This is a genomic window from Microcoleus sp. AS-A8 (genome assembly GCA_039962225.1).
Lineage (GTDB): Bacteria > Cyanobacteriota > Cyanobacteriia > Cyanobacteriales > Coleofasciculaceae > Allocoleopsis.
In genome coordinates this window covers 409,096-435,049 of sequence record JAMPKV010000003.1, presented here as the reverse complement: position 1 = coordinate 435,049, position 25,954 = coordinate 409,096, and the positions used below count along the sequence as shown (strand labels likewise).

Annotated in this window: 21 protein-coding genes; 12 read left to right on the top strand and 9 right to left on the bottom strand. The window is 47.2% G+C overall.

Annotation, left to right across the window (positions count from 1 at the left end; genetic code table 11):
- Positions 1-156: 156 nt before the first annotated feature.
- The 6 genes from NDI48_07430 to NDI48_07405 all read right to left on the bottom strand — a co-directional run bounded on the left by NDI48_07430 (position 157) and on the right by NDI48_07405 (position 8,468).
- Positions 157-963 (bottom strand): hypothetical protein, encoded by an 807-nt coding sequence (locus NDI48_07430; protein MEP0831042.1) that lies wholly within the window; start codon positions 961-963, stop codon positions 157-159.
- On the bottom strand, positions 950-3,511 hold the full coding sequence (locus NDI48_07425) for a CHASE2 domain-containing protein (protein ID MEP0831041.1): 2,562 nt from the start codon (positions 3,509-3,511) through the stop codon (positions 950-952). The genes NDI48_07430 and NDI48_07425 overlap by 14 nt, the downstream gene beginning before the upstream one ends.
- Positions 3,512-3,716: 205 nt before the next feature.
- Positions 3,717-3,854 (bottom strand): hypothetical protein, encoded by a 138-nt coding sequence (locus NDI48_07420; protein ID MEP0831040.1) that lies wholly within the window; start codon positions 3,852-3,854, stop codon positions 3,717-3,719.
- A 275-nt stretch (positions 3,855-4,129) separates the two neighbouring features.
- A complete protein-coding gene (locus NDI48_07415) occupies positions 4,130-5,494 on the bottom strand; it encodes a tetratricopeptide repeat protein (protein MEP0831039.1) in 1,365 nt (454 codons plus the stop codon).
- 171 nt (positions 5,495-5,665) lie between these two features.
- Entirely contained in the window at positions 5,666-7,018 is a 1,353-nt protein-coding gene (locus NDI48_07410) for a DUF1822 family protein (GenBank protein MEP0831038.1), read from the bottom strand.
- Complete coding sequence (locus tag NDI48_07405) at positions 7,011-8,468, bottom strand: hypothetical protein (protein ID MEP0831037.1); 1,458 nt, start codon at positions 8,466-8,468, stop codon at positions 7,011-7,013. The genes NDI48_07410 and NDI48_07405 overlap by 8 nt, the downstream gene beginning before the upstream one ends.
- A 708-nt stretch (positions 8,469-9,176) precedes the next feature.
- Between NDI48_07405 and NDI48_07400 the strand changes: the two genes are divergently transcribed.
- The gene (locus NDI48_07400) at positions 9,177-9,365 is read left to right on the top strand and encodes a hypothetical protein (protein ID MEP0831036.1); all 189 of its coding nucleotides are present in this window, start codon (positions 9,177-9,179) and stop codon (positions 9,363-9,365) included.
- An 87-nt stretch (positions 9,366-9,452) separates the two neighbouring features.
- Here NDI48_07400 and NDI48_07395 read toward each other — a convergent pair whose 3' ends face one another.
- Positions 9,453-12,212, bottom strand: coding sequence for an ATP-binding protein (locus NDI48_07395; protein ID MEP0831035.1), 2,760 nt, complete (start codon positions 12,210-12,212; stop codon positions 9,453-9,455).
- 394 nt (positions 12,213-12,606) lie between these two features.
- Between NDI48_07395 and NDI48_07390 the strand changes: the two genes are divergently transcribed.
- The 8 genes from NDI48_07390 (at position 12,607) to NDI48_07355 (ending at position 21,633) form a co-directional block, all read left to right on the top strand.
- Positions 12,607-12,825, top strand: coding sequence for a hypothetical protein (locus NDI48_07390; protein ID MEP0831034.1), 219 nt, complete (start codon positions 12,607-12,609; stop codon positions 12,823-12,825).
- 403 nt (positions 12,826-13,228) lie between these two features.
- A complete protein-coding gene (locus tag NDI48_07385) occupies positions 13,229-13,621 on the top strand; it encodes a hypothetical protein (GenBank protein ID MEP0831033.1) in 393 nt (130 codons plus the stop codon).
- 350 nt (positions 13,622-13,971) lie between these two features.
- Complete coding sequence (gene acs / locus NDI48_07380; protein ID MEP0831032.1) at positions 13,972-15,942, top strand: acetate--CoA ligase; 1,971 nt, start codon at positions 13,972-13,974, stop codon at positions 15,940-15,942.
- A gap of 73 nt (positions 15,943-16,015) precedes the next feature.
- On the top strand, positions 16,016-16,657 hold the full coding sequence (locus NDI48_07375; protein MEP0831031.1) for a transposase: 642 nt from the start codon (positions 16,016-16,018) through the stop codon (positions 16,655-16,657).
- Positions 16,658-16,986: 329 nt separating this feature from the next.
- Positions 16,987-17,709, top strand: coding sequence for a pentapeptide repeat-containing protein (locus NDI48_07370; GenBank protein ID MEP0831030.1), 723 nt, complete (start codon positions 16,987-16,989; stop codon positions 17,707-17,709).
- 827 nt (positions 17,710-18,536) lie between these two features.
- Positions 18,537-18,953, top strand: a complete 417-nt coding sequence (locus NDI48_07365) for a DUF4112 domain-containing protein (protein MEP0831029.1) — start codon at positions 18,537-18,539, stop codon at positions 18,951-18,953.
- A 540-nt stretch (positions 18,954-19,493) separates the two neighbouring features.
- Positions 19,494-19,940, top strand: a complete 447-nt coding sequence (locus NDI48_07360) for a response regulator (protein ID MEP0831028.1) — start codon at positions 19,494-19,496, stop codon at positions 19,938-19,940.
- A 79-nt stretch (positions 19,941-20,019) separates the two neighbouring features.
- The gene (locus NDI48_07355) at positions 20,020-21,633 is read left to right on the top strand and encodes a response regulator (protein ID MEP0831027.1); all 1,614 of its coding nucleotides are present in this window, start codon (positions 20,020-20,022) and stop codon (positions 21,631-21,633) included.
- Between the two features lie 420 nt (positions 21,634-22,053).
- Here NDI48_07355 and NDI48_07350 read toward each other — a convergent pair whose 3' ends face one another.
- Entirely contained in the window at positions 22,054-22,911 is an 858-nt protein-coding gene (locus NDI48_07350) for a M48 family metallopeptidase (GenBank protein ID MEP0831026.1), read from the bottom strand.
- Positions 22,912-23,022: 111 nt separating this feature from the next.
- Positions 23,023-23,346, bottom strand: a complete 324-nt coding sequence (locus NDI48_07345) for a (2Fe-2S) ferredoxin domain-containing protein (GenBank protein ID MEP0831025.1) — start codon at positions 23,344-23,346, stop codon at positions 23,023-23,025.
- Between the two features lie 159 nt (positions 23,347-23,505).
- Between NDI48_07345 and NDI48_07340 the strand changes: the two genes are divergently transcribed.
- From NDI48_07340 to arsC, 3 genes are all read left to right on the top strand, one after another.
- Positions 23,506-23,823 carry a metalloregulator ArsR/SmtB family transcription factor gene (locus NDI48_07340; GenBank protein MEP0831024.1) on the top strand — a complete coding sequence of 106 codons (318 nt, stop codon included), beginning with the start codon at positions 23,506-23,508 and terminating at the stop codon, positions 23,821-23,823.
- Between the two features lie 405 nt (positions 23,824-24,228).
- On the top strand, positions 24,229-25,383 hold the full coding sequence (gene arsB, locus NDI48_07335; protein MEP0831023.1) for an ACR3 family arsenite efflux transporter: 1,155 nt from the start codon (positions 24,229-24,231) through the stop codon (positions 25,381-25,383).
- Positions 25,384-25,532: 149 nt separating this feature from the next.
- Positions 25,533-25,928, top strand: a complete 396-nt coding sequence (arsC, locus tag NDI48_07330; GenBank protein ID MEP0831022.1) for an arsenate reductase, glutathione/glutaredoxin type — start codon at positions 25,533-25,535, stop codon at positions 25,926-25,928.
- The last annotated feature ends 26 nt before the right edge of the window (positions 25,929-25,954 follow it).

Below are 25,954 nucleotides of genomic sequence, written 5' to 3'. Positions count from 1 at the left end.
CTTTTAAAGTTTCTTCCGGTTCTATTATGTCAATTTTGACGACCCCTGACATGGAAAACTTATTCTCCTTAATTCTCATAACTAAGTGTAGCAATGTTTAATGAAGTTGGTATAATACCCATTAACCCATTGCCCAAAATTCTTCCATCTTGGAGCTTAACGAGGTTGGCTAGGGTTTTGCGGCGATGGAATACAAATGCTCAAAGGATTGGCTTGATTCATTTCTTTGAGTGCATCCGTTAGTGCTTTTGAAGGGTTTTCCACGCTATAGGTTTCCTGCAAAACATCCAACCAAAGCCGCTGTTCGGTAAAGTACTGGGCACGCCGTCTTGCGATGTCTTCGGGTGTGGCTTGTTTGGCTTGGAGTTGTTCGTCCAAACGCTGCAATTCCTGCTTAATGCGATCGCGCTTTTGGGCATCCATGACTCGAAACTGTGTCCTCACCGGTCGAGACGAACCAATGATCCTCCATTCATAAGTTTGACCTGGCTTGAGCGCCTCTTTGTCATACAAGACTTTGGTCTGTTTCGGTTTCACATTGTGACTCCACAACACCTTATCGCTCCCAACTTGATAAAGTTCAACTCGATTAGGTCGTCCCGTCCAGACAAATAGGGGGCGATCATTCCACATTTCTTTGTTGTTGCCGAGTGCAATAGGTGAGAGCAGACAAGAACCACGCGAACTCCCCTTTTTACTTTCCTCAGCGGGCTTATTATCTTGTGCAAGAGGTTGCAAAATACGCGTCCAAGGATTGCTGCCCCGTGAAGTCCCCCTTCCAGGTCGCTCAGGAGATCTAGGATTAGTAGGAGGCGGATTATCTTTGGTTTGAGCTTGAGCGGCATTCTCCCCAGAACCGAAGAGATGGGTTTGTGCTCTGGTTGTTTGAGTTGAGTCAGTTAGCAAACTAGAAACCAGTGTCGTCACGAGCAAAGTTGATAACACCCAGTTAAACTTTGACATGTTGTTTTTTCTCCAATTGAGCTAACAGAATATACGTCCAAAATGTCGCTGTCGGTACCACTAAAGGCAACAGCACTTCTGCTGTGATGTAAAGCTGTAAGCTAACGAGTCCATAAACAGCTGTGGCGCTCGCCATTACGATCATCCATTTGCTGCTTCCTGAAGGAAAAACAAATAGCATATACTTTTCTTTCCCCTTTCTGCTTCCCCCTTTATTGTCTTCTAGCGCCAATACGGCTCCTTTCCCCAACAGCGCAGCTAACCCAAGGAGCCACAAATCGGGAATCGGAACCACCAACCGCTGATTCAAGAAATGATGAATCATATAAGCGTGGGCTTCACCTCCTGTGAATTTCTCACGCCCAGAGCTAGGATTAGCTTGAGAGCGCCAGTAGCCAAGCGCTGGCGGCATGGGGAAGTTATCCTCACCGGCTTCGGTAACGCCAGCTTCGCCATATCCGCCTGGGGCAATCATCACCACTGGTTGGTGATTAGGATGTTGGGGTAGGGAAGCGGCTGAACTCTCCAGAAACTTCCAAGCGGGTAGCGGTTGGTAGACGCGCTCCGGTGGAATCGAGTAATCAATAATCGGGTGCATCCACATTTGACGTAACAGATAACCAAAGTTAGTCATCGGATGTAAGCGAGCTTTGGGGGAGAATACATCCCGATAATCCTTGCCCGTGCTTTTGTGGGCATAGGCACTCAGCGTTGAGTGCAAATCATTGGCAGATTGCAATTGGGGCGGAGGCAGTTTCTGGGATGAGGAGGTGTTCAGCCGATAAGCCAACGCCAAAAGGTAAGAAAAGGGCACGCGCCGAGGATCAGACTTCTGCATCGGCACCAGCGTCATATGTTTGAGATGGTTGCCCAGAACCAGAACATCGCCTTGTAAGCTCCAATTGGGCTGGGCTAGTTCGGGCAAAACTTCAAACCAGCCTCCCGTATCATTGGGCGTAGTGGCAAAAACAAACCAGGTTCCCTGCTGTTGTACGGAGGAACGCAGCGATTGAGCGAGTTTTTCATCGTTCTCCTTTTGGGGTTGAGGGCGATCCAGCAGATAATCGACGCCGACGACTTTAGCTTGTAGTGCCGACGCCTTGTCCACCAACTGTGCCAAATAGCGGCGATCCATGGGAACAGCAGGATAAGGAATTTTGGCCTTTTGCAGGGAGTCGTCGTCAATTTGTACCAGAAGCACAGGAGGCGGCTTGGGGGTTGGGACTTGATGGGTGAGTTGGCGATACATCGCTTGGACTAACACCCGTCGCTCTAATAAATTGCCTTGTATCGGTAGCTGCCAGCTGATTAAGACGAAGGCGGTTAAAGCGATCGCTTCTTTTGGGGTGGGTAGCCAGCGCTTAAGGGTTTCCGTGATGCCAAAGGGTTCTAGACGAAACCGAGGGGCATCAGGATGGCGAAATAGAGACGGAATCAGGTAAGCACTGGGATAAGTGAAGTGTTTATCTAACTTGAGATATTGACACGCCGTGAGCATTGCCTCGTGGACATCTTTGTACTCGGCGAGACGCTGGAGAAACCGCAGGAGAAATTCTTGGGCAACGTTATTGTGAATCGGTTCTCGCATGATCGCAACCTGACTCAACCCTAAACTAATCAGGGCATTCGCAATGTCGAGTCCGTTGCAGGAGTTAAACAGGGCAAACTGCAATCCGCGTTCTTTGGCAAGTAACAGCGACTGTTCGATTTCGTTGAGGAATAGGGAGACACCGGGAGCAATTCCTAATTTCCCCCCAATTAAATCTGCTTCATTACTGTGACCGGCAAACAGTAACACATCCCAGCCCCGTTCATCGGCGATTGTCTCAATAATTTGGGCTTTGAGTTCGCCCACATCCTGTCCCGGTTGCCAGCCGACAAAGTGAACGTCAGCGATTGACTTGAGCGATCGCACCGCTTCTTTATCCGCTTTAAAATCTAAACCCGTATCATCCCCCAAAATCGCTAAAATCCTTGTCCGACGACGGCGACTCTTGGGCTGTATGGATTTTTTGTGAATATTGGCAGGCATACGGACAATACGAATTTGAGCTGGACGCGCAAACTCAGTCCCAATTTCCCAAGCTTCCCAGGGTAACCGTGCCAAATCTATGGGGTTGCAGGTGAGGAATACCTCAACAAACGGTGAACTCTTTGCTTTCTCTCCCCCTGCTTCTCTCCCTTGCTCGTATGAGTTCCGGTTTCCCTCGCTAACCGCTTGAGCCAAAGCCGAGCGAATTTCAAATAACTCACCCTGACGCAGCCAGTGATGAAATTCATAAAGTAACTTGGCTTCAGATTGTACGAGTTTGGCGTGCCAATCTACGGGGGGGGAAGCAATCATGCCGTTTTCAGCAACTCTCCCCCGTAAACCTGTCTGATAAAAATTTAGATAATCCGTTCTCCACTCTTCGTAGAGTGTAGTGAGCGTTTCCGGGTAGGGAAGCGTCACGTTGAGTTGCTGTCCTTGTCCCCAAGACAACTCAAACAGACAAAATTTCTCGATTCGTTGGACTTTTAGGTAGAAAACGGCAGCACTGTGGCTCATATCAATGTAAGGTTGGGGATGAAATGATTAACGATGCACCCTTTTCCAAAAACTTGTTTTAGCCTTTTGTGTGATGAATTAGAAATCAAAATTTTAAACTAAAGTTGAGGTTAGGGTTTTAACCATTCCTCTGTCTTATACAATCATGAATTATCACTAGAGTCGTTGTGATCAGGCTGAGATGAGAATCCATGCTTCTAATCCTCTAGTGCAGCGCGGCGGAAATAACTATCCAGTTGACAAAGGTAATAAGGCTTACGGTACAAGCAATGTTGCTTCTGCCTTCTGCCTCCTGCCTTCTGCCTTCTTGCACTAGCCACTGGCAAACACATGGCGTACTCATCTTTATATCTCTCAGCCGTATCGGACTTATGCAAAAGGTGTAATTCACACACAGCTTTGCGCTCTCGCTTCTACTCCCCTATGAGGATTGAGGCACGGCTATAACAGTTTTAAATCATTTGTGAGATTTTATTTTTTCACAAACCACTCCAAGCACAGAGGCACAGAGGGCACAGAGGAGAGAAAGGGAGAATCTCATGAATTATTTAGGACGGCGCTATCTCGATGATGGTGTACGAGTGCATCCCCACAAGAGCACAATGCCTGCCCTGTCCTTTAATGCTCTTGATCAAAAAAATTGCAGATGGCTTCTTCACAGGCATGTTCACCGAAAGTTTTAATAATCTCTCTAGCCTCCTGGTAGCACTTCACGCCTTGAGCCTGTAAACCCAAACGGTCATAGACGCTGACTAAATGCTGTAGTAACTTGGCGATCGCTACTGTCTCATCGAGAAATCGATCAACCCTAGCCGTGTAATTGTAAGCTTGCAAAATCCCTAACGCTTGTAGGTGATACCACACAGCCCGAGCACGATCGCCCATTTTGTAGTGAACAGCTCCTATGTAATCAATGGTTCTGGCTTTAACGCTCGGTGATTCACCCACATCCTGCCGCATTTCCCAGACTTGCTGATATAGTTCCATCGCCCGTTGATCTTGGTTGAGCCGGACGTAAGCTGTCGCAATACTTTCTAGAACCTTGGCCTCACCCTTGCGGTTACTGAGTTTTTGGTAAATCGTCAACGCTTGCTCAAAGAAGGCCAATGCCTGACGATACCGCCTCATCTGCAAATAAATTTCCCCAATATTGTGCAGCGCAGTCCCTTCTCCATCGAGGGAATGTCCTAAACCCTGAAACTCTTCTAGGGCTTGACGAGAACAGGTCAGTGCCTGCTCCAACTGACCTAAACTGTTGTAAAGCGCTCCGAGGTGATTGAGTAAAAGGGCGATACCCGCCTTGTTTCCAATTTGCTTAAAAATCTCTACAGCTCGTAAATAAACCCTCAGCGCCTTGTACTCTTGACCCGTTTGGCGATAAGCGGCTCCCAAGTAATTGAGAATCACACCAACGCTTACCTGATTCTCTAGGGATTGAGCCAATTGCAAAGATTGCTTTAGGCAATTAATGCCCCAAGCGTGTTCTCCGAGTTTGCAGTGAATAATCCCGATGCGTTTGAGGATGTTAACTTGGTTCGCCCGGTTATTTTTGGCTTGGGCAATTGTTAAAGCTTGTTGCAACGTCTTGAGGCTGGCTTGCAGTTGACTGGAATCATCCTGTAGCTCAGCTGGTTGGGGAAGTACTAGACTTTCTAGGCTTGAGCTTCCCTGATTCAGTAATTCGCTCGTAACGCAGGCGTTTGCTTTTTGCTGCTGTTTTGGGGCTATCGTCTGCGGCGGTGTGGGATGCCCAATGGTTGATGTTGTGCCTAACGTTGATGCTAAACTCGATGCCCTGTAGTGGCTACCGTTATGGCTAACGGCATGGCCTTGGGCCGTGTCCTCATAGGAGGTTCGCTTTGAGTGATCCTTGTGACCTCGTTGAGCGCGATCGCTCTCCCATGAAACGTGGTACGATTCTTCACCCTGTTCATAGTGTCGTCCGAATTTCGCTTCAGCTTGATAATCAAGACAAGATTGCATGGTCAAAGTTCTCTCTCAATTGATTAGAGGTTTTTTACTTAATTGGCTATACCTCTGACCTTTGAAAGGATATGCACTTACAGTTTCAGTAGATCCCTGACAAAAGTCGATTTTTCTTCCCTAGCTAGAATACTTATCTCCCTTTCGTCAGCCCTTTATGCAAGCTGTCTCTTAATCTTGGGGATTAAAACTAAAGGGAGGTAAGGTCTGTTCGATCCCTGAGGGTAAGCTGACGGTGACGATAAATTTCTCATCCCAAGTCCCCACAACACGGGTAAAGAAATAGGAATTACGCGGTTGTGCATCCAACATCCGTTCTACTAAAATGCCCGTTTGGTCGCTGACTCGTAATTGCACACCCGTGGGTAGCTGAGTGCCTGGAGTAGCCCCTAACACCAGTAATAACGTCCATTCAGGAATCGAGCCAGAGAGCAAAGGCCATGTGACGGCATAGAGGCGTAAAGGCATTCCCGCTAACCGCAAATCCCGATAAGCTCCCCGCGCTTCGAGAGGAATCTCGACTTCCGTCTGCCGCAGTTGGGTGACAATGGCTTGAAATTCCTCCACCGGCGATCGCATCGCCCTCATTGGAGCCAAGCTGGGTAGCAGCACCCACGACAATTCTTGCGCCAACTCATCGAGTTCACCCAACAACCAGCGCCCAGCATTCACGGCGGGTTGGGTGACCATTTGCAGCGTGTCGGCGAGGTGTTTTTTGAGCGCGGTGAGCGACTCTGGCTGTCCGGCTGGCTGTTGTAATTGATACACCCAGTTCAGTAGCTCCGGATTCGTAAGAACCAATGTTCCCTGCTCCCATGTCAAAACTTGCCACAACTGGCGATCCGATGATTGTAAATTAGGCAACAAGGCTTCCAGTTCCGAACGCTGACGCGCTAGCTGCATCGATCGCTGGCTCACGCGTTCAGGTAAGGGGATGGCGGTCGGTTCTAGACAGCGCAAATTCAGCAACAAGCGGTCGGAATTGTGGTCAAAGCAGTTTAAAGGTAACTGATAAGTCCAATCTTCTTGGGCCTCTAAATAACGTTGATCGCGTTGATTCACCAACTGTTCGTAAGATAAGAAACCTTGAACGAGGGCAGTTTCTTGTTCTTCTTGCACTTCTACCAAAACATAAAAATGCGCCACATATTCCGGTAAATCTACAACAGCTCTAGGGAGAGTGACTTCTTCATCCGTGAGGCTACCCATGGCAATCAGGCAAAGTTTAAATTGACCTACTTGCAAATGACTCACGGCATCAATCGCATTCGCCATAAATGGCTGCAAAACGGTACATTTTTCTTTATTGAGCGTTAAATCTGTGGCTCGCGCTCCTAGCCATTCCTCAAAACCGCCGAGTGCCAGCGCGTTGAGGTAAGTTTGCCACTGCCGTTCTTCATGGGAAATTTGAGCACTCAAGTTTAAGGCTTGGTCAAAAACAGCGGGTGATAAGTTGATAGCTTCGGTGGGCAAAACATCAAAATCAAGCCACATTTGAGCAGTACGATTTGAGAAATTAGTCATTGTTAGATCTCCTAGTATCGAGGTAGAGGCAGAGTCTCTCGGCAAAGAGACTCGTGGTGGTTGTTTGGTTTTTGGTGCCAGTAGCTGTGGAAGCTTCCGTTGCTGCTTCTTGGATGAGCTGAGTCACTTGCTCGTCGAGAGCCTCTTCAAGTTGCTTACTAAGAGCATTGAGGCGTTCCGGATCAGTGTATATTTTGGCTTGTTCGATCACGCGATCGCGTAATAGCACTAAGAATTGCTGTTGAATATCAGCACGAAAGGCTTTCAACTGCAACAACCTTGAGACATGAAATTGGGCTTGTAAATTTACGGCTTTGGCAATTGCTCCCATTGACTTTCCCTGACAGTGAAACAACTGCAAGGCCGTGAGAAAATTCTGGGCTTTCTGGGGGTCTTTGTGGTGTAATTTCCGTGCTTTATCTTCAGTTACTTTGGCGAGCGCTTGGTCTAAACAAGTGATGAATTGTTGACGGTAAGAGAGTAAAAACTCGGTTTGCTCGTCAGTCGTATTTCGGTCGTCGATAAAGTCACGAAACCAAGTCCGATCGGCTGAAGCATTACTATTAACAGGGGCGTCTATAGATTCTGTAGGAAGAGAGCCACCTCGAACATGAATTCGGTAATCTCTGAGCATCGAGGCCATTTCTTGGAGTTTGGCCATGATGGTTTCGGGGCGAAACCGCTCTCCGGTTTGAGTCAATAGGCGCATTCGCATTTGTTCGAGTTGTTCCCTCGTGGGTGGCAGGCACTGTCCCTTGATTCCCTGTTGTCGTGATTGGAGGCGTTGCGCCCGATAGACGGCATGGTAGCTGTCTAGAAGTCGTTTGGACTGCTCAATTTCAAACGATGTCAGTTGGTGAAACTGCGAAAAAATCCGCTGAATTTGTTTGGAACTGGTATCGTTGAGAATGGCCCAATCACTGACGAGATAAACGCCGTGTTCGAGCAAAAAAGTATTGAGTTCTCGGTGATGCTTCACCAACCGGGTTGTCCAGGTGCCTAAACTGCTTTGCTCTGGATTAAAGCTTTGCAGAATTTCCTGGGGCAAAGATTGATAAGACGTCGAGACGGCAGGGGTCGCGTTTCGCCTCAATCGGCGGCTATCGTCATCTAAGACACAGCGTAGTAAATCGCTACAGGTGAAGCCGTGTTCACTCCCAAACTGGGCTTCTAATTGCAGGCAAACACGCTCGATTTGGATAGAGATAAAGCATAAGAGACACAGTTGTGATAAAAAGCGCTTACTGGTATCGTTAGTCTCTGGTTCAGTAGCTTCTCGCATCCAATGCAGCAGTTGACGCTGGATCAGAGCATCCGGTACTTCGCTTTCAGGCGTAAATTCCGGAAATGAAGCTAAGAAAAACGTCTTTGCCGAGGGAATTTCCTCGATTTTGCGTTTTCCCGCCGCCTCAATTTTTACAATTGTCCAGTATCTCGATGCAGCACTCATTGCAATTTAATCGGGTGACAGATGATCTAGTATCACTACTGAACCGTGTCTTTAAGCAAGGCTCGAATCAGCGAGTAACTTGCAACTGAAGGCTAAGTGAGCGATGCTCTCCTCGTCCTGAAGTAAGGGATAATTCCCAACCTTAGCTTTCCCTTTCACTGGTTTCACCTCCCTTAGACTGGATTTAATGGCTGAGTTGGCATAAGATTTTGTTCTCTCCGTGATATCTAACTCTGAGCCGGGTTAGCTTATGCAGCCGATGCGGACTGGCAGAAATAATCCACCAGTTCTTTTGTAGGTATTTCTCCCCCTCCCCCTCTCCCACTCCCAATCCCCCAATCTCCCAAATCTGCATAACCTTCCCGTCCACAGAGAGATAGGTAAGTAGATAGGTAAAACAATGGGTACGAGGTAGCTATGAAGAGGCGTCTACTCTCTAGCATGTTCATTACAGCCTGTCTGTGGGCGATTGCGAATCTTTCTGAGTATCAGTCGGCATCCCCATCAGCGGCAAAACCATCTCTAACCACAGCCACTAAGCTGTTGTCCAATTATCAGAATTAACCTGCCGGACTCTTAGATTAGCCGAGTTGAGCGCGATCGCATCTTCAGGACATAGCAATTGCACCATCAAGGAGTCATCCCTTGGAGTTTGCCAAGAACGGCAAAAGGTCGTTCAATAGTTGATTGTTGCTCAGAAAGAGAAATATGACACCCCTGCAAATCGCTGTCCTGATCGGGTTATTCTTTGTTGCCCTCAAGTTTGTCGCCTCTCTCTTTGGCTACGGCAACACCCGCCTCCTGAATAATTTAGTGACAGTCATTCTCAGTGTCTTCGTGACGTTTGAAATTGTTAAGCTGGTGCAAGCGATCGCACTGCGCTTGGGCGTCGCCTGAACGATGGATTTAACGGGCTGTTTGCGATCTGCTGCGAGCCAACTGTCCTTGGAAAAAGCACCTCTACCCTAAATTATAAAATAATTGTTAAGCTTTTTCTCCCCGCTGCCCTTGATGGGGCCGAAGCGGCAGCTCGATCGCAAACTCGCTACCTTGTCCCTCTAACGATGTCACTTCTAATCGACCCTTGTGATGCTCGACGACAATCTGGTAACTCGTTGTTAAACCTAACCCCGTACCCGTGCCAATCGGTTTAGTCGTAAAGAATGGGTCGAAAATCCGAGAGCGTACTGACTCACCCATCCCGCACCCATTGTCAGAAATCCGAATAAACAGGCGCGGGATTAGGGATGAAGCTGGATGTCCATCCTCTTGACTCCTCAGTTCTATCATCCCCGTGCAAATCTGAATACAAGGTACAAACCCCTCATCTGCCTCCGGATGCTTGACTCTGTTTTCTGGGGACACCTGAGTCTTACAGCGAGCCGCAATCGCATCGATCGCATTCGTCAAAATATTCATAAACACCTGATTGAGCTGACCGGCATAGCACTCCACCAGGGGCAAATCCCCATACTCCTTGATCACCTTAATCGCCGGGTATCCAGTAATTTCACAGAGTCGGCTTTGCAGAATCATCAAGGTGCTGTCTATTCCCTCATGGATATTCACCTCTTTCATCTGAGCCTCGTCATAGCGAGCAAAATTCCTGAGTAATCGCACAATCTCACGGATGCGCTCGGCACCCACTTGCATGGAACTCAGTAACTGGGGAAAATCGTCCATCAAAAAATCCAGCTCAATCGCTTCGATCTCCTGCTGGATGCTCGGTGGCGGTAAGGGATAATGTTCCTGATAAAGCTGCAAAACTCGGAAAAGGTCGGTGCTGTAATCCTTGGCATGGGATAGATTCCCGTAGATGAAACTCACCGGATTGTTAATTTCATGGGCAATCCCCGCTACCAATTGCCCCAGTGACGACATTTTTTCTGTATGAATCAGTTGTGCCTGGGTTTGTTGCAGATCCGCCAGGGCATGTTGTAGTTGGAGTGCTTGTGCCTTGAGTTGCATTTCCGATTGCTGCAACTGCTCTAAGGCTTGGCTCAATTCAGCCGTTCGCTCTTGCACCCGAATTTCTAAATCTAACTTGGCTTGTTGCAGCGCTTGTGCCGCCAGTTTGCGATCGGTGATATCCATCACCGTGGCAAAATACCGAATGAGTTGACCTTGGCGATCAAAAGTAGGTTGCCATTTTGTAGAAATATATCGAATCGAACCATCGGGTCGTTGCAGGCGACAGTCAAATTCACAAGGTTCCCCTTGTTGGATGACGTGAGCGATCGCTTGAGTGGCAGCGTCCACATCCTCTGGATGGATCTGTTGCATATATTCGCTGTAATCGCGTGGCATCTCCCCTGGCTCCAAGCCAAAGATCCGCAAGAGTTCTTCCGAGCCCGTAATCCGATTCGTGGTTAAATCCAGTTCCCCACTCCCCACATGAGCAATTCTTTGGGCTTCAGCCAGAGTGGCTTGGCGTTGAGAGAGGGTGACAAAGGAACCTTGTAACTGCTGAGCCATATGATAAAAGGCTCTAGCCAGAACACCGAGTTCATCACAGCGCTCAATGGGTACAGTCTGGTTCCATTCCCCTCTTGTCAGAGCAGTAGCCGCCGCCGCCAGACGTAGAATGGGTTGAGTAATCCACTGGTACGTCAAACACCCCAACAAGGTGGCCAACACCAAGGCACCCAAGCAGAGCATGATGGTAGAGCGAGTGTTCTGATCAATGCGTTCCTGAAAATCCGTCTCAGGCACAACCACCACCATCAGCCAGTCAGGTAGCAGCGCCGCATCGGTTAATTCATTGTTTCCTTCTCGGAGTGGGGTGACTCGCAGGAATTGTCGTCGATTTTCAATCTTAAAGGTAAGCTGCTGACTGCTGTTAATCTCAGAGAGGTCGCCGAAGCGTTGGGTCAAATACCGCGTGGTGCGTCGAGTTAGGGAATTGCGGCTTTTGGATGCCTGGAGGCGTTTCGTCGTACCGTCTTCAATTACAAAGGGTTTCTCTGGTGTCGAGGTGGCAATTAACTCTCCAGTGCGTTCGATAATAAAGGTCTGTCCCGTCTGTGCAATTTTTAAGCGCTGCAAGAATGCACCGATCTGGGAAAGGCTGGAACCCGCATCCAAAACGCCTTGTAGGGTTCCGGTGCGTTCAAAGATGGGACGGACGGCATCGGTGCTGAGTTCTCGATTCTCAATCCATAGATAGACATCCGTCCAAGTCGGCCCCCCTACTTTCACAGCGGTTTGATAAAAGGCTCGCCGCCGAGGGTCATAATCCGGTTCGCTATGCAAAAACTTCCCTCGTTTTCCCTCCTCGGAAAGGGTATAGGTATGACGGGATGTACCCGTCGCCGCATCCTTAACCCTGACTAAAAATTGACCGTCGTTCTGACGCAAAACCTCAACATAATCCCCATTTTCTTTGCCTAAGGCTAAGTAACCTAGGGAATCAAAGGTTTGGAGTTGATTCCAGAAGTAGCGCTCTAAAGTTGGAAGATCGTTGATATTTAATAAACCGAGATTGATAGCATCGGCATTCAGGTGGTTGGCGATTTGAGGGACTTTCAGGTAAGAATTGAGGTGCTGCTCAAGACGCTGGGTGATTTCTCGATGTAACTGGGTTGTGACCTCCTGAACTGCTTTCTGTCCACTGCGTAGGGAGATCCACCCTGTAACTCCTACAACGGCACAGATCTGGAGGACGAACGGCACCACCAGCAGAATGCGGAGTGGTACTTTTTCCGAGACCTTAAAAACCCGATTGGCTAAAGAGTGGATGAACATTACACACTCAGATCATCAGTCCTGTAAGTAAGCTTACTCCCGGAGTAGAGCATAGGAGTTTTCGCAACCCTCTTCAGTAAGGTCGTTTTCAGGAACCCTGCAACACATCTGTAGCCTCAAATTGGGATGCATTGAAGCCGCGATCGGTTCTGTGAGCCTCATAACTAGTTCTGTTTGTCATACCGAAAGCCGAAATCATCATAATCTCTTAAAGGGTCAATTCTACTGATTTGTTGGCCACACTCCGCAGCCTGCATGAGGGAGCCTCAATCGTCGGTATCCTCTCTCGTGCATTATGATTCAAACTTTTAGCATTTATCTATCCGGCTGGGAAAGTGCCTCAAAAAGGCCGATTTAGCCGACTCATCGTGGCGTTGAAGCAACCTACCGCACTATGAAGCACACTTGGATTAAATTTGTTTTTGATCGAAATACTTATGTCGTTAATCTAGATGGCATCAGTAGTTTTGCTTGTGCTGAAAATGGTCGGTTGATGTTTTCGTTACCCAATGCTAAGGTTCCGGTTGTGATTCATCGACAAAATAATCCAGAAGCTTACCAACAAATTTTAGACTATATTGGAAAGACTACTGGACACTCTCTAGTGGGTTAGTGGCGGTAACTTTTTATTCGGCAGATTTCAGGATTATGAAAACTAATTTTTCAATAGGTTTAATTGTTGCTTTTTCAAAGGGATTAATAAACTTTGCTTTTAATGGTTTAACAGGAAACTATGAAAAAAAAGCTGAGGTTATTATTAATGATATCCTAAGAGACGATTATAACACGGGTCATCAATTTGTCTGCATGTTTTCTAACTACATTTTTTATGACTTAAAAAACAAGAGGAATTTGTATTTGGCTTTTCAGACGATGAATCCCTCGTCGAAGGATACGAAGTAGTAGAATATGACCACGAAATTAATCAACGAGCAGCGCAAAAAGAACTCACTCCAAGACCAAAAATTAAGAGTTTATATAAAATAGATGAGGCAAGGATAGAAGAAAGTCTCAGGATGCTTAAAGAATTAGAGACAGAAGAAGAAGGAATAATAGAAGAACAATTTATAAATAAAGACAGCCTAATTCTAGAAGAAGGGTTTCGGATTTTAGCGATAACTAATCTACCTCCTATCGGGGCAGTGGTTATCGGTAAAGAGGGAAAATATTTCTTAGCTAAAATTGAAAGTGAGAATCATGAAATATCGTTTTCAGATTTTTTAGATTTAGATTTGACGAGTGAAGGATTTCTGATTAAGCCCTACGCTAATTACTTGTTCGTTGTTACTCGTTGGGGAAAATTCTTAAAAATCATCGACATTGAAGGACAAGCAAAGATAGCTTTTTCCCAGGAATTTTCTTTTTCAGATAGTCAGGTTGGAAAAATTATTGATATGTGTCCTTATTAGAACTATTGCAAAAATACAAAACAAAGCACCCCAACCCAATCCTCACTAAAGCTCCGGTCCTCGAATTCGCGGGGAGGGAGTTAGTTTCCCCCAAAATACAGGGAAGGGGGGTGAATTCGACGTTTGCCAGAGGTCTATTCATGAGTACTTTTTACTAAGCGGCAGCGTCATGCGTCGTCTTCACTGATTTTGATTCGTGGCAAGTCTACCACAGCTTCAAGGATGGGTTCTAAAGCTTAAAGAAACTCAAAATCCTGGGTATCAATCTATAGAAAGAAAGAAGTATCCTTTTGAAGGGATAATACTTGCGATACTCTAGAAGATTCGACTTAGTTCTAGCATTTGGTGTTATGTCTCAGCCCACCATAGAATCAATCCTTCAAGAAAAGCGGTTATTCCCACCCTCTACTGAGTTTTCCCAGAAAGCTCACATCAAGAGTCTGGAAGAGTACCAACAACTCTACGATAAGGCGAAAGCTGACCCCCAAAAGTTTTGGGCTGATTTAGCGGAAACTGAGTTGGACTGGTTCCAGAAGTGGGATACCGTACTCGACTGGCAACCGCCGTTTGCCAAGTGGTTTGTCTGCGGGAAAATTAATATTTCTTACAACTGTCTTGACCGGCATCTGACGACATGGCGTCGGAATAAGGCGGCATTGATTTGGGAAGGGGAACCGGGAGACTCGCGGACTCTGACGTATGCCCAATTGCACCGGGAAGTTTGCCAGTTTGCCAATGTGTTGAAACAACTGGGTGTGCAAAAAGGCGATCGCGTGGGTATCTACATGCCCATGATTCCAGAAGCGGCGATCGCAATGCTCGCTTGTGCCAGAATTGGTGCGGCTCATAGCGTAGTATTCGGGGGATTTAGTGCGGAAGCCTTGCGCGATCGCTTAATTGATGGCGAAGCTAAGTTGGTAGTGACTGCGGATGGCGGGTGGCGCAAAGATGCGATCGTTCCTCTCAAAGATCAAGTAGACAAAGCCTTAGCTAATGGTGCCGTCCCCAGCGTCGAAAACGTCCTCGTGGTTGAGCGTACCAAACAAAAAACCCACATGGAACCCGGACGCGACCATTGGTGGCATGAGTTACACAAAGGTGTGTCAGCCGATTGCCCTGCCGAACCGATGGATAGTGAGGATATGCTGTTCATTCTCTACACCAGTGGCAGCACCGGCAAGCCCAAGGGTGTTGTGCACACCACGGCGGGTTACAACCTCTACACCCACATGACAACCAAGTGGATTTTTGACCTCCAGGATACGGATGTCTATTGGTGTACCGCTGATGTGGGGTGGATTACCGGTCACAGCTACATTGTTTATGGCCCCTTGTCCAATGGTGCTACTACATTGATGTACGAAGGTGCTCCTCGTGGTTCAAATCCCGGTGCCTTCTGGGATGTGATTGAAAAACACGGAGTTAACATCTTCTACACCGCCCCCACGGCGATTCGCGCTTTTATTAAGATGGGTGAACAGCATCCCAAGGCGCGTAATCTTTCTTCCTTGCGACTGCTGGGAACGGTGGGAGAACCGATTAATCCCGAAGCTTGGATGTGGTACCACCGCGTGATTGGCGGTGAACGCTGTCCGATTGTCGATACTTGGTGGCAAACGGAAACCGGCGGGATTATGATTACTCCCCTACCTGGTGCCATCCCCACGAAACCCGGTTCTGCCACTCGTCCTTTCCCCGGAATTCTTACTGATGTTGTGAATTTGGAGGGGAATTCAGTTGGGGATAACCAGGGCGGTTATTTAGTGGTGAAGCACCCTTGGCCGGGGATGATGCGAACAGTTTACGGTGACCCTGATCGCTTCCGTCGCACCTACTGGGAACACATTACACCCAAAGATGGGGAGTATGTCTATTTTGCGGGGGATGGTGCGAGGAAGGATGAAGATGGTTACTTCTGGGTGATGGGGCGCGTGGATGACGTGATTAGCGTGGCTGGACACCGTCTGGGCACAATGGAAATTGAGTCAGCGCTAGTCTCTCACCCAGCGGTGGCTGAAGCGGCGGTGGTTGGGAAGCCGGATGAGTTAAAAGGGGAAGAAGTGTTTGCTTTTGTTACCCTCGAAGGCGATCACACTCCGAGTGAGGAGTTAGCCAAGGAACTGAAGCAGCATGTAGTGCAGGAGATAGGTGCGATCGCACGTCCCGGTGAAATTCGGTTTACGGATGCGCTGCCCAAGACGCGATCGGGTAAGATTATGCGTCGGTTGTTGCGAAATCTTGCCGCCGGTCAGGAAGTTGCGGGTGATACTTCGACGTTGGAAGACCGGGGAGTGTTGGATAAATTGCGCGAAGGGGCGTAGGGATTTTAGATTTTAGATTTTGGATTAATAATCAATCCGAAATTTTGTAGGGGCACGGCATTGCCGTGCCCTTATGTCAAACAACTTCGCGATCGCATCCATCTCAACTATGCCCTATGCTCCCGAAAAACATCACCGCCGTTCTATTCGTCTAAAAGAATACGATTACACCCAACCGGGAGCCTATTATATTACCCTCTGTACCAAGGCGCGGCAATGTCTATTTGGTGATGTGGTCAAGGGCGAAATGCATTTAAATTCTTTGGGTAATATTGCCTTCACCTGTTGGCAGACAATTCCCGATCATTTTCCCCATGTTGAATTAGATGTTTTTGTAATAATGCCGAATCATCTACATGGAATTTTGGTGATTAGCGATACCTTGATTAGGGCACGGCAATGCCGTGCCCCTACGATAGAACAAAATCATATCCCCAAAACAGAAAAATTTGGTAAACCTGTATCCGGTTCTATCCCTACGGTGATTCGTTCTTATAAAAGCGCTGTTACTAAAAGAATTAATGCTATTTGCAATACCAAATACACATCATTAATTTGGCATCGCGCTCTTTACGAACACATCAGCCGCGATGAAGCATCTGTGCATAATATCCGACGATATATTGTAGAAAATCCTTGGCGTTGGGCAGATGATCCAGAAAATCCCCAGCATTATCCAGAAAATCAGGGACTCCTGCTCGATCTGCCTTTCTGAATCATGATCAAATTGTGGGCGAGATGTAGGCATAGGATAATATCATGCCCTATACCCACTGAGCTAAACATATCGTTACAAAACACGACATCCCCCCTCTGCACTTCCGCGATACTGTGAATAGTCACTTGGGTAGTGTTTTTTGTGTCGAACCCATTCCCACACAATCCGCCTAATTACATCCCCACAACCGCAGTGAAGATATACCCAATCTCTACTGAGTTGGTGCGGGAACTCATCCGGGTGCAGGATTACCTGGGGTGATGAGTTCAGGCAAGATTGTGGCACAGATAATTGAAGCCTAGTGTTAAGGCGGTTTAAGGACGGTGATGAACGAGCTAGATCATTGCTATAGAATACTGGGGTTAGAGCCAGGAGCCTCTCTCGAAGAGGTGAACCAGGCTTATAAAGATTTGGCGTTTATTTGGCATCCCGATCGCGTTCCCAGCGATAATTCTCGGCTGCGGGAAAAAGCAGCGGAAAAACTCAAGGAGATTAATCACGCTCGCGATCTGTTGCGCTCGGCTCGACGCAAGGGTCAAAATCAAACAGCACAAACTACGCGATCGCCTTCTCCTGCACCGCAACGTGCTCAATATACACAACCCCGCTCCCAAGAGCGATACTCCCAAAGGGAAACCACGGCACAATCGCGATCGCAATCTTACTCCCAAACTCGATCACCCAATCCTGATTTGAGTGGAGCCGACTTTCGAGGAGCTGACTTAAAAGAAAAAGATTTGTCAGGACGCAATTTGAGTCATGCAAATCTAAGTAATGCGAACTTGAGTGATAGCTTTTTGCATAAGGTCAATCTTCAGGGAGCGAACTTGGAAAAGGCAAATCTTTTTAGAGCGAACCTATTTCAAGCCAACCTGAATCAAGCTAACTTAAGGGACGCTAACTTAATTGGAGCTGATTTGAGTGGCGCTGATTTGAGTGGTGCTGACTTAAGGGGAGCTAAAGTTGGGACAGGCGATCGAATTTTGGTCAAACTAACAGGAGCCAATTTGTCTGGAGCCATCTTACCTGATGGTCGAATTCATGCCTAAGCGATCGTACTTTTAAACATTTGTAGAGCGATTGATTCTAAGGGCAAAGACATCTTGCTTCTACCCCACCCCTCTGGCTCTCCCCTTTTAGGGGAGATGGCAGAGGACGAAGCCTTTTATTCACGGGAGGGATGGGAGGGGTTTCAAGCATTTATTCCAGATAGGTTTCTGATACGGCTATTCCGCCTTGGGCCAAATTGAGCCAAGACGGAATGGGCGTCATTATTGGGTTTTTTATGATGACATCCTGACGTCTCCTACCAATGACCGCTCTGCTGGGGATTTTAGACCCCCGTCGGTAGTCACAAAGTGGAGTAAGCGATAAAAACTCCACACCGTTGATGTCTGTTAGTTATATGCACTGTCTGTACATCTGACATCGCTCTGCTTTGATGTACAAGTATGGGTCACAGCGGTAAAACTCCCATCCAGTACCTTTTCTTTTCGTCTTTAAAGTTACCAATCTTTTCGTCAATTCTTTCTCGCTCTTGCGACAGAATCTAAATCATTCTTTAGATAGAAGTGACAAAAACATTGCTTGCTCGTAACTTTTAAACCTTATATTCTAACCAACTGTTCAAACCTTAAAAATAAAGAAAATATAAAGAAATTAGAGCGCCCAACTCTCGAATTAGAAATTCCGCATTCAGTTTCAACAGCGTCGCTTTGCCAGCCGATTTTTCACAACATTCCCTACATTCTTGTTTGAGATTAAAGATTAATTAACCCGGAGGCAATAGTTGTTTTGGGCTTCACCCTTCCTGCTTCAGCTCAATTCATTCTTCGGGTAGAAAGCTCGGCAGATTGACTGTGCCACTATTAATTTTATGAATACTAATACTATAGAACGTCTCGCGACCCTCAATCGTATCCGCAAACTCAGCCGCTTGATGGATACAGCTATTGGTATCCCTGGCACCAAATTTCGTATTGGGTTAGACCCAATCATCGGTCTAATCCCAGGTGCAGGGGACATAATTAGTACAGGTTTTTCGGCTTACATTATTTATCTAGCAACTCGCTTTGGCATTCCCAGTCAAGATCTCCAAAGAATGATCTTGAATATTGGTCTGGAAGCTGTTGTGGGTACACTACCTCTGGTTGGTGATTTGTTCGACGCTTATTACAAGTCGAATATCCGCAATCTAGCCATTTTAGAGCAACATCTTCAGGCCACTGAGCCAGAAATTGAAGAGCTTGCTTCTACTCTCTATGATGTTCAAGAGCCGATAGCACGCCGATAAATATCCAGATGGTTTTTTTTACGTAAACAATTTTAAAAGATAGGGCTAATTTGAGACCCATCAATAGACAATTGACTTAAGAAAGCTGCTGTTTTCAAAGGAGGTAAAATTTTCTGAGCTAAATTTACCTTTTCGTCTAATTGTGTGATGAAGCGTCTCCAGAGAAAGCCCGCTGGTTTCGCCACTTCAAAAGTTGGAATTATCAAAACTGGAGCCAGGTAAATCTGAGCCACTCCTGTGCATCGCAGCTACACAAGGGTTGTGTGCGGCGGCGGGTGGGCGAGTTGACAAGGATGGCTCGTTGTTTTGATCGGCTACATGGGATTGAAGCGTACTCAGGAACGGAGATTGGATCAGTCATTCTGGAGAAAGAACTCAAGCGGATGGGGGACAGCATCAGAGTACAATCTCAACTCGGCCAAGGCAGTCGATTTGGAGTGAAAGTCAGTAGGCTTATACAATACGACACATCACCTATCAAAGCAAATGAGCTGAAATCTCCTAGGCTGAAGTTAAGCTAATGGAGGTGCCTTAGAAATGATGACACAGACAATTTTGCTCGTAGAAGATAATCCGGCTGATATTCTTTTAATTCAACGTGCCTTTCGCCAAGCAGACTTATCCCATATTTCTCTACAAATTGTTAGAGATGGAGATGCAGCGGTTCTGTATCTTAGTGGTGAAAGAGAATATTTAGACCGAGAACGCTATCCCCTACCCATGCTCATGCTACTAGACCTAAAGCTGCCCCGCCGCTCAGGTCATGAAGTCCTAGAATGGCTCCGACAGCAACCCGACCTCAAACGTCTGCCGGTCATTATGTTAACGTCGTCGAGAGAAGTATTTGATGTTAACCAAGCTTATGAGTTAGGGGCTAATTCTTATTTAGTCAAACCGATTGGTTTCGCGGCTTTAGTAGAAATGTTGAAGACTCTTAACCTATACTGGCTAATGCTCAATGAACCGCCAGAAGTTCAGTATAGTTAACGCCTATTTTATATTGTTATAGAACTATTGATTCAAACGCCTTGCACAAAGAGCAGTTTGAACATTCCTTACAAAGCCGATGCCCTACATCCTTGTCATTGATGACAACCCGACTGACCGCCTGCTAATTATTCGCGAGTTGGAGCGAAAATTTACAGAACTTCAAGTTAAAGAAATCATTAATACCAAAGTCCTTGCACAAGCCATAGAGCAAGGGGGCTTTGATGTGGTCATAACCGACTATCAACTGGGCTGGAGTGATGGACTCACCGTACTCAAGCAGTTTAAGTCCCGCTATCCTGAGTGTCCTGTGATTATGTTTACCAACAGCGGTAACGAAGAGATTGCCGTGGAAGCCATGAAATCAGGACTGGATGATTACATCATCAAGGCTCCTAATCGTTATAATCGATTGCCCACGGCTGTAAAGTTTGCGTTGGAGCGGACTGAACTTCGGCAAAGAGCCCAACGTTTAGAGCAAGAGCGAGATCTATTGCTGGCACAAGAACGAGCGGCTCGTGCCCAAGCCGAAGAAGCCAATCGTCTCAAAGATGAGTTTCTCGCGAACCTCTCTCATGAATTGCGTACACCCCTCAATGCCATGTTCGGTTGGGTGCAACTTTTGCGACTCCAGAGGTTGAAGGATGATGACTACAGACGAGCAACGGAAACCATTGAGCGCAACGCCAAGTCTCTGGCGCAAATCATAGAAGACTTGCTCGATGTTTCCCGCATCGTTACGGGCAAGCTGGCCCTGAATATGCATCCCGTCGAACTCATTCCAGTCATTGAGGCGGCTCTTTCTACCGTGCGCCCCGCCGCACAGACGAAGGATATTGAGATCGAATGCAAGCTAGACCCCAAAGCAGGTGCCATTTTAGGGGATGCGATGCGCTTGCAGCAGATTATCTGGAATCTGTTGTCCAATGCGGTCAAGTTTACCCCGCAAGGCGGACGAGTTCAAATTCAGTTGGCGCGAAGGGGAGCGAAAGTTGCCCTGATGGTCAGCGACACGGGCATTGGCATTTGTCCTGAGTTTTTACCCTATGTGTTTGATCGCTTTCGCCAAGCCGATAGCTCCAGCACTCGTCAACAGGGTGGACTAGGATTGGGATTAGCGATCGTGCGTCATCTCGTTGAACTCCAAGGTGGCACGGTTCAAGCTGAGAGTCTGGGTAAGGAACAAGGGGCAACTTTTACGATCCAATTTCCCCTGTTAGCCATTCGCACTCCACCCAAGGATGGTGAGCCGGAATCGGCGACTAATAAGACCTCAGGTATTCTCAACGGTGTGAAGGTACTGGTTGTGGATGACCAAAGCGACGTTCGTGAGATCATGGAACTCCTGCTGGAAGAGTATGACGCTCAAGTGAAGACGGCGGGTTCAGTAGAGGACGCGATCGCCGCCTTTGCCGCGTTTCAACCCGATGTGCTGATCAGTGATATTAGTATGCCAATTCAGGACGGTTATGATTTGATTCGCCAAATCAGGGCAATGGTTGCTGAGCAGGCCGGGAAAATTCCCGCACTCAGCCAAGCTATGCCGAAGGCGATCGCACTGACGGGCTATGCTGGAGACGAAGACCGCGATCGCGCCTTGGCTGCCGGGTTCCATCTCCACCTATCCAAACCCGTCGATGCGGCTGAATTAATGGCTCTCGTTGCCAAACTGATGGGACGTTCTTACCCATAGAACGATTCTTTGAGAGAAACGTTTCCCAGTTTTCCCTACTTCAAGGACTACCTCTAAGTATGTACTTTTTATCTTTTTTCCGGCTGCTCAATTAAAACAGAAGGAAGAGGTTGTGAGATGTGCTTCAAGGCAGCATTAAATCATAAACTTCTACAGCTATATAGTGATGAGTTATCAAACTTATCTAGCCTCTCGGCTTCTTCTTCTTGTCTTTGGTATTGTTTTTGGGGTTGCTGTCATTCATCTAGCTTACCTATTTGCTTTATTTAACTATTTATTAATCGTTTGACTTCTTACAAGTCGTTTTATTCAATTGATTAAGAAATTTTTAAGCCTAACTTTAGGCTGAACTTGAGCGGCAACGTCGCCAGCATGAAGATAGACTCCCAGAGGTGAAAAATGAGGTTTCAAGGCGAATCCTCAACGAGTGGGTAAGCTAGTCTTTACATTTCGGGCAAATTCCTCGCGTCCCTCTGCTAGATTGGCAGGAACACCATTGGGAAAGCTATCAGCAATCAGAGCATTGAGGCGTTGCACTCGATTCCCCGGGTCGGGGTGAGAACTTAAAAACTCCGGTTGTTGCCCCCCCTGTCTAGCAGAGGCGAGGATTTGCATCAGTTCCACAATCCCTTTTGGGTTATAGCCGGCCTTTGTCATAAACTGAAAACCGAGGCGATCGCTTTCCAATTCATCCTCACGCCCGTACCGTAAGCTAACCAATTGATTGACGGCCTGCGCCACAACTGCCGCTTGCCTTGCACTGTCTGGATTATCACTAGCGGCAATGCCGACCGCATTCACCAGTGATCCCCCCAGTTGCTGTTTAGCCAGATGTTCCGCGCCGTGTCGCCCCACCACATGTGCGACTTCATGCCCCAATACCCCTGCCAGTTGCGCTTCTGAGTTGAGGCGATTGAGCAAAGCCGCTGTAATAAAAACCTGCCCTCCGGGTAAGGCAAACGCATTAATTGTTTTGGGGTCGCGCAGCAAATGGAATTGAAAGGGATAGGGCGCTTCAGAAGCTTGCGACTGCTTGACCACTCGCTCTCCCACCTGATCAACATAGGCTTGGAGTCTAGAATCTGGGTAAAGACCCCCATGTTGTGCCGCCATCTTGTCCCGTGCCTGTATACCGAGCGCGACTTCCTGGCGCGCAGAGAGCTGTACTCGCTGTTTTTCCCCCGTTACTGGGTTCACATCGACGTTAGTAAAGTAGGTAATCACGCCAAACAGGGCAAATAACACCCCAATCCCCACACGAATCAGTAGTCTTTGCACGGGTTCTCTCCCAAATGGTTGGTGAGAAGGGTACCATGCCCTGTGCCAACCTCACATCCATCGCAAGAATACTTATTCACCCATGTTCCATCAGTCTCTACGAGGGGAACTTCAGTAGCTATAACGTATATGAATCCGGGTGTTAAGCTTGGCGTCTATCGGTTTGCCCCCCTTGAGATGTTGCTCCACAATCATCGGGACATCACTGGGTTTGACTCGCCAGTACCACGTCTCTTCTGGAACAATCCGCACGGTTGGTCCTGAGGTACATTGTCCCTGGCAACGTGCACCCATGACGGTCAAGTCCGTTAACTCAGCCGCCTCAAAGGCAGCGAGTACTGCCTGTGCACCATTCGCCAGACAAGATCGATGCTGGCAAACCAGGACACAACGCTTTTTTGAGTTTGAATTGTTCTGCTCGGAAGCTATTTCCACTGTTTGTTGGGTTAAAGACTTCAAATTGCCACAGTTTCTATATTAACGACTTGTTTTTTGGATGCAGGGATTCAGCAGACGGAAGAAATACAGTCATAGTCTTGAATTTCAGCCTGAATCCACTCCGTTAGAATTAAAAGGTCGTTTCAATAAAGTTTGATGGGAAAAGCTTCAACCATCACTTCAGATGTTATCGCCTCTGGCTTTCACGCCTTGTCTGACCCCCTGAGAATTCAGGTGATCGAGCTATTGCGATCGCAAGAGTTGTGCGTCTGCGAATTGTGCGATCGCTTGGGAGTGACTCAGTCCAAGCTGTCATTCCATCTCAAAAACCTCAAGGAAGCTGAACTGGTGCGATCGCGCCAAGAAGGTCGCTGGATTTACTACAGCCTCAATCTCTCCCAGTTCTTGCTTCTAGAGGAGTACCTAGCCGAGTTCCGCCGCTTCAGCCCGATTATTCCGGCTCGTCCCTGCTAAGGCGTCTTTGTATTCCATCAACTTTTCTTAAAGTTTCCCTAACCTAGTCCCAAATTTTATGGCTTGACAAATCAATTTTTTTTGAAATGATTAAGTTATGCCTCAAGCCAGAGGGAACAGGGGGAAAGTGATGGATCAGAAAACTGAAGGGTTAGCCACTCGTTTGGGAGTGTTAGCCTTCATCGTTGGTATCGCGGCAAAGTCGGTACAGTTTTTGGTGGGCAGGCGCAGCTAAATCTGACACTGGGCGAGTTATTACGCAAACAAGCCACATTTTAGAATCAACCCATTTGGGATTGACAGGGTTTCCCATGCAATCAGAACTAACAGGAATTTGGCTCCAAAACTCTGCGTTTCTCTGTGTCCCTCTGCGTTAAAAAATCCTATTCCGATTAACAATTCACGATGAATACCAAGAATTCTTCCGGTCGTGCAGTACCCGTTCAAGCAGGGAGTAGTCTGAGTTTTTTTGAAAAATACTTAACCGCTTGGGTATTTATCTGCATCTTTGTAGGCATCGCCTTGGGTCGATTATTTCCAAATATTGCGATCGCCTTGGATGCGATGAGCATTTATCAAGTGTCAATTCCGATCGCCATCTGTCTGTTCTTCATGATGTATCCAATCATGGTGAAGATTGACTTTACCCAAGCGACAAATGCACTCAGAGCACCCAAACCCGTCCTCCTTACTCTCGTGGTGAACTGGTTAATTAAGCCGTTCACGATGGTGGCATTTGCTCAATTCTTTCTGGGTTGGCTGTTTCGCCCTCTAATTACGGGTACAGAGTTGATTCGTGGTAGTGAGGTGACACTCGCCAATTCTTACATTGCGGGGACGATTTTATTGGGGATTGCACCTTGTACGGCGATGGTGCTGATGTGGGGCTATCTTTCATACAGCAATCAGGGGCACACCTTGGTAATGGTGGCAGTGAATTCTCTCACCATGCTGTTTCTGTATGCACCCTTGGGAAGATGGTTGCTAGCGGCGAATGATTTAACCGTACCTTGGCAGACGATTGTGCTATCGGTGCTGATTTATGTCGGTTTGCCCTTAGTGGCTGGGATGTACAGCCGTTACTGGATTCTTAAACATCAGGGAAAAGAGTGGTTTGAAAGAGAGTTTCTCAAATATCTCAGTCCGATCGCGATTACAGCCCTTTTGATTACTCTGGTACTGCTATTTGCCTTCAAAGGGGAACTGATTGTCAACAATCCCCTGCACATTTTGTTGATTGCAGTACCACTGTTTATTCAAACGAATTTCATTTTCTTAATCAGTTATGTTGCTGCGTTGAAGTTGAACCTCACCTATGAAGATGCAGCACCAGCAGCCCTAATTGGAGCGAGTAATCATTTTGAAGTTGCGATCGCCACATCAGTTATGCTGTTTGGCTTAAATTCGGGGGCGGCACTTGCTACTGTTGTGGGTGTGTTAATTGAAGTGCCTGTAATGCTGATGCTAGTAGAGGTGTGTAAGCGCACAGCGATGTGGTTTCCACGAGAACCGGAGAAGGCTACGTTACGTGACCCCCGGTGTATCGGTTCTTTGAGGTAATATCGCAGTTTGATCTGATTGGTGAAAGAAACGAACCACAGAGGCACAGAGAACGCTGAGGATAAGAACAGAGAGATGAGGGAGATTTTACAAGTTTTTGAAGAGACGAATTACTGATAGTGGGGAGTATTAATCAGGAGGTGTTTATCATGAAACGAGTGATGTTTGTGTGCAAGAAAAATTCCCGCCGTTCTCAGATGGCAGAAGGATTTGCTCGGACTTTGGGAGAAGGCAAAATTGCTGTCAGTAGTTCGGGACTAGAAGCTTCTCAGGTCGATCCGACTACTGTTGCAGTGATGTCCGAAATTGGCATTGATATTAGTAACCAAACCTCTAAACCGTTGAGCGATTTCAATCCCGAAGAGTACGATGCTGTGATTTCTGTGTGCGGTTGTGGGGTGAATTTGCCGGAATCTTGGGTATTGCGAGAGGTATTTGAAGATTGGCAACTCGATGACCCAGAGGGGGAGTCAATCGAAACGTTTCAGCGTGTTCGAGATGAAGTTAAGGAACGAGTGGCAAAATTGGTTGAATCGCTGAGTTAGCCATCTCATGCCAAATCCGGGTTAAT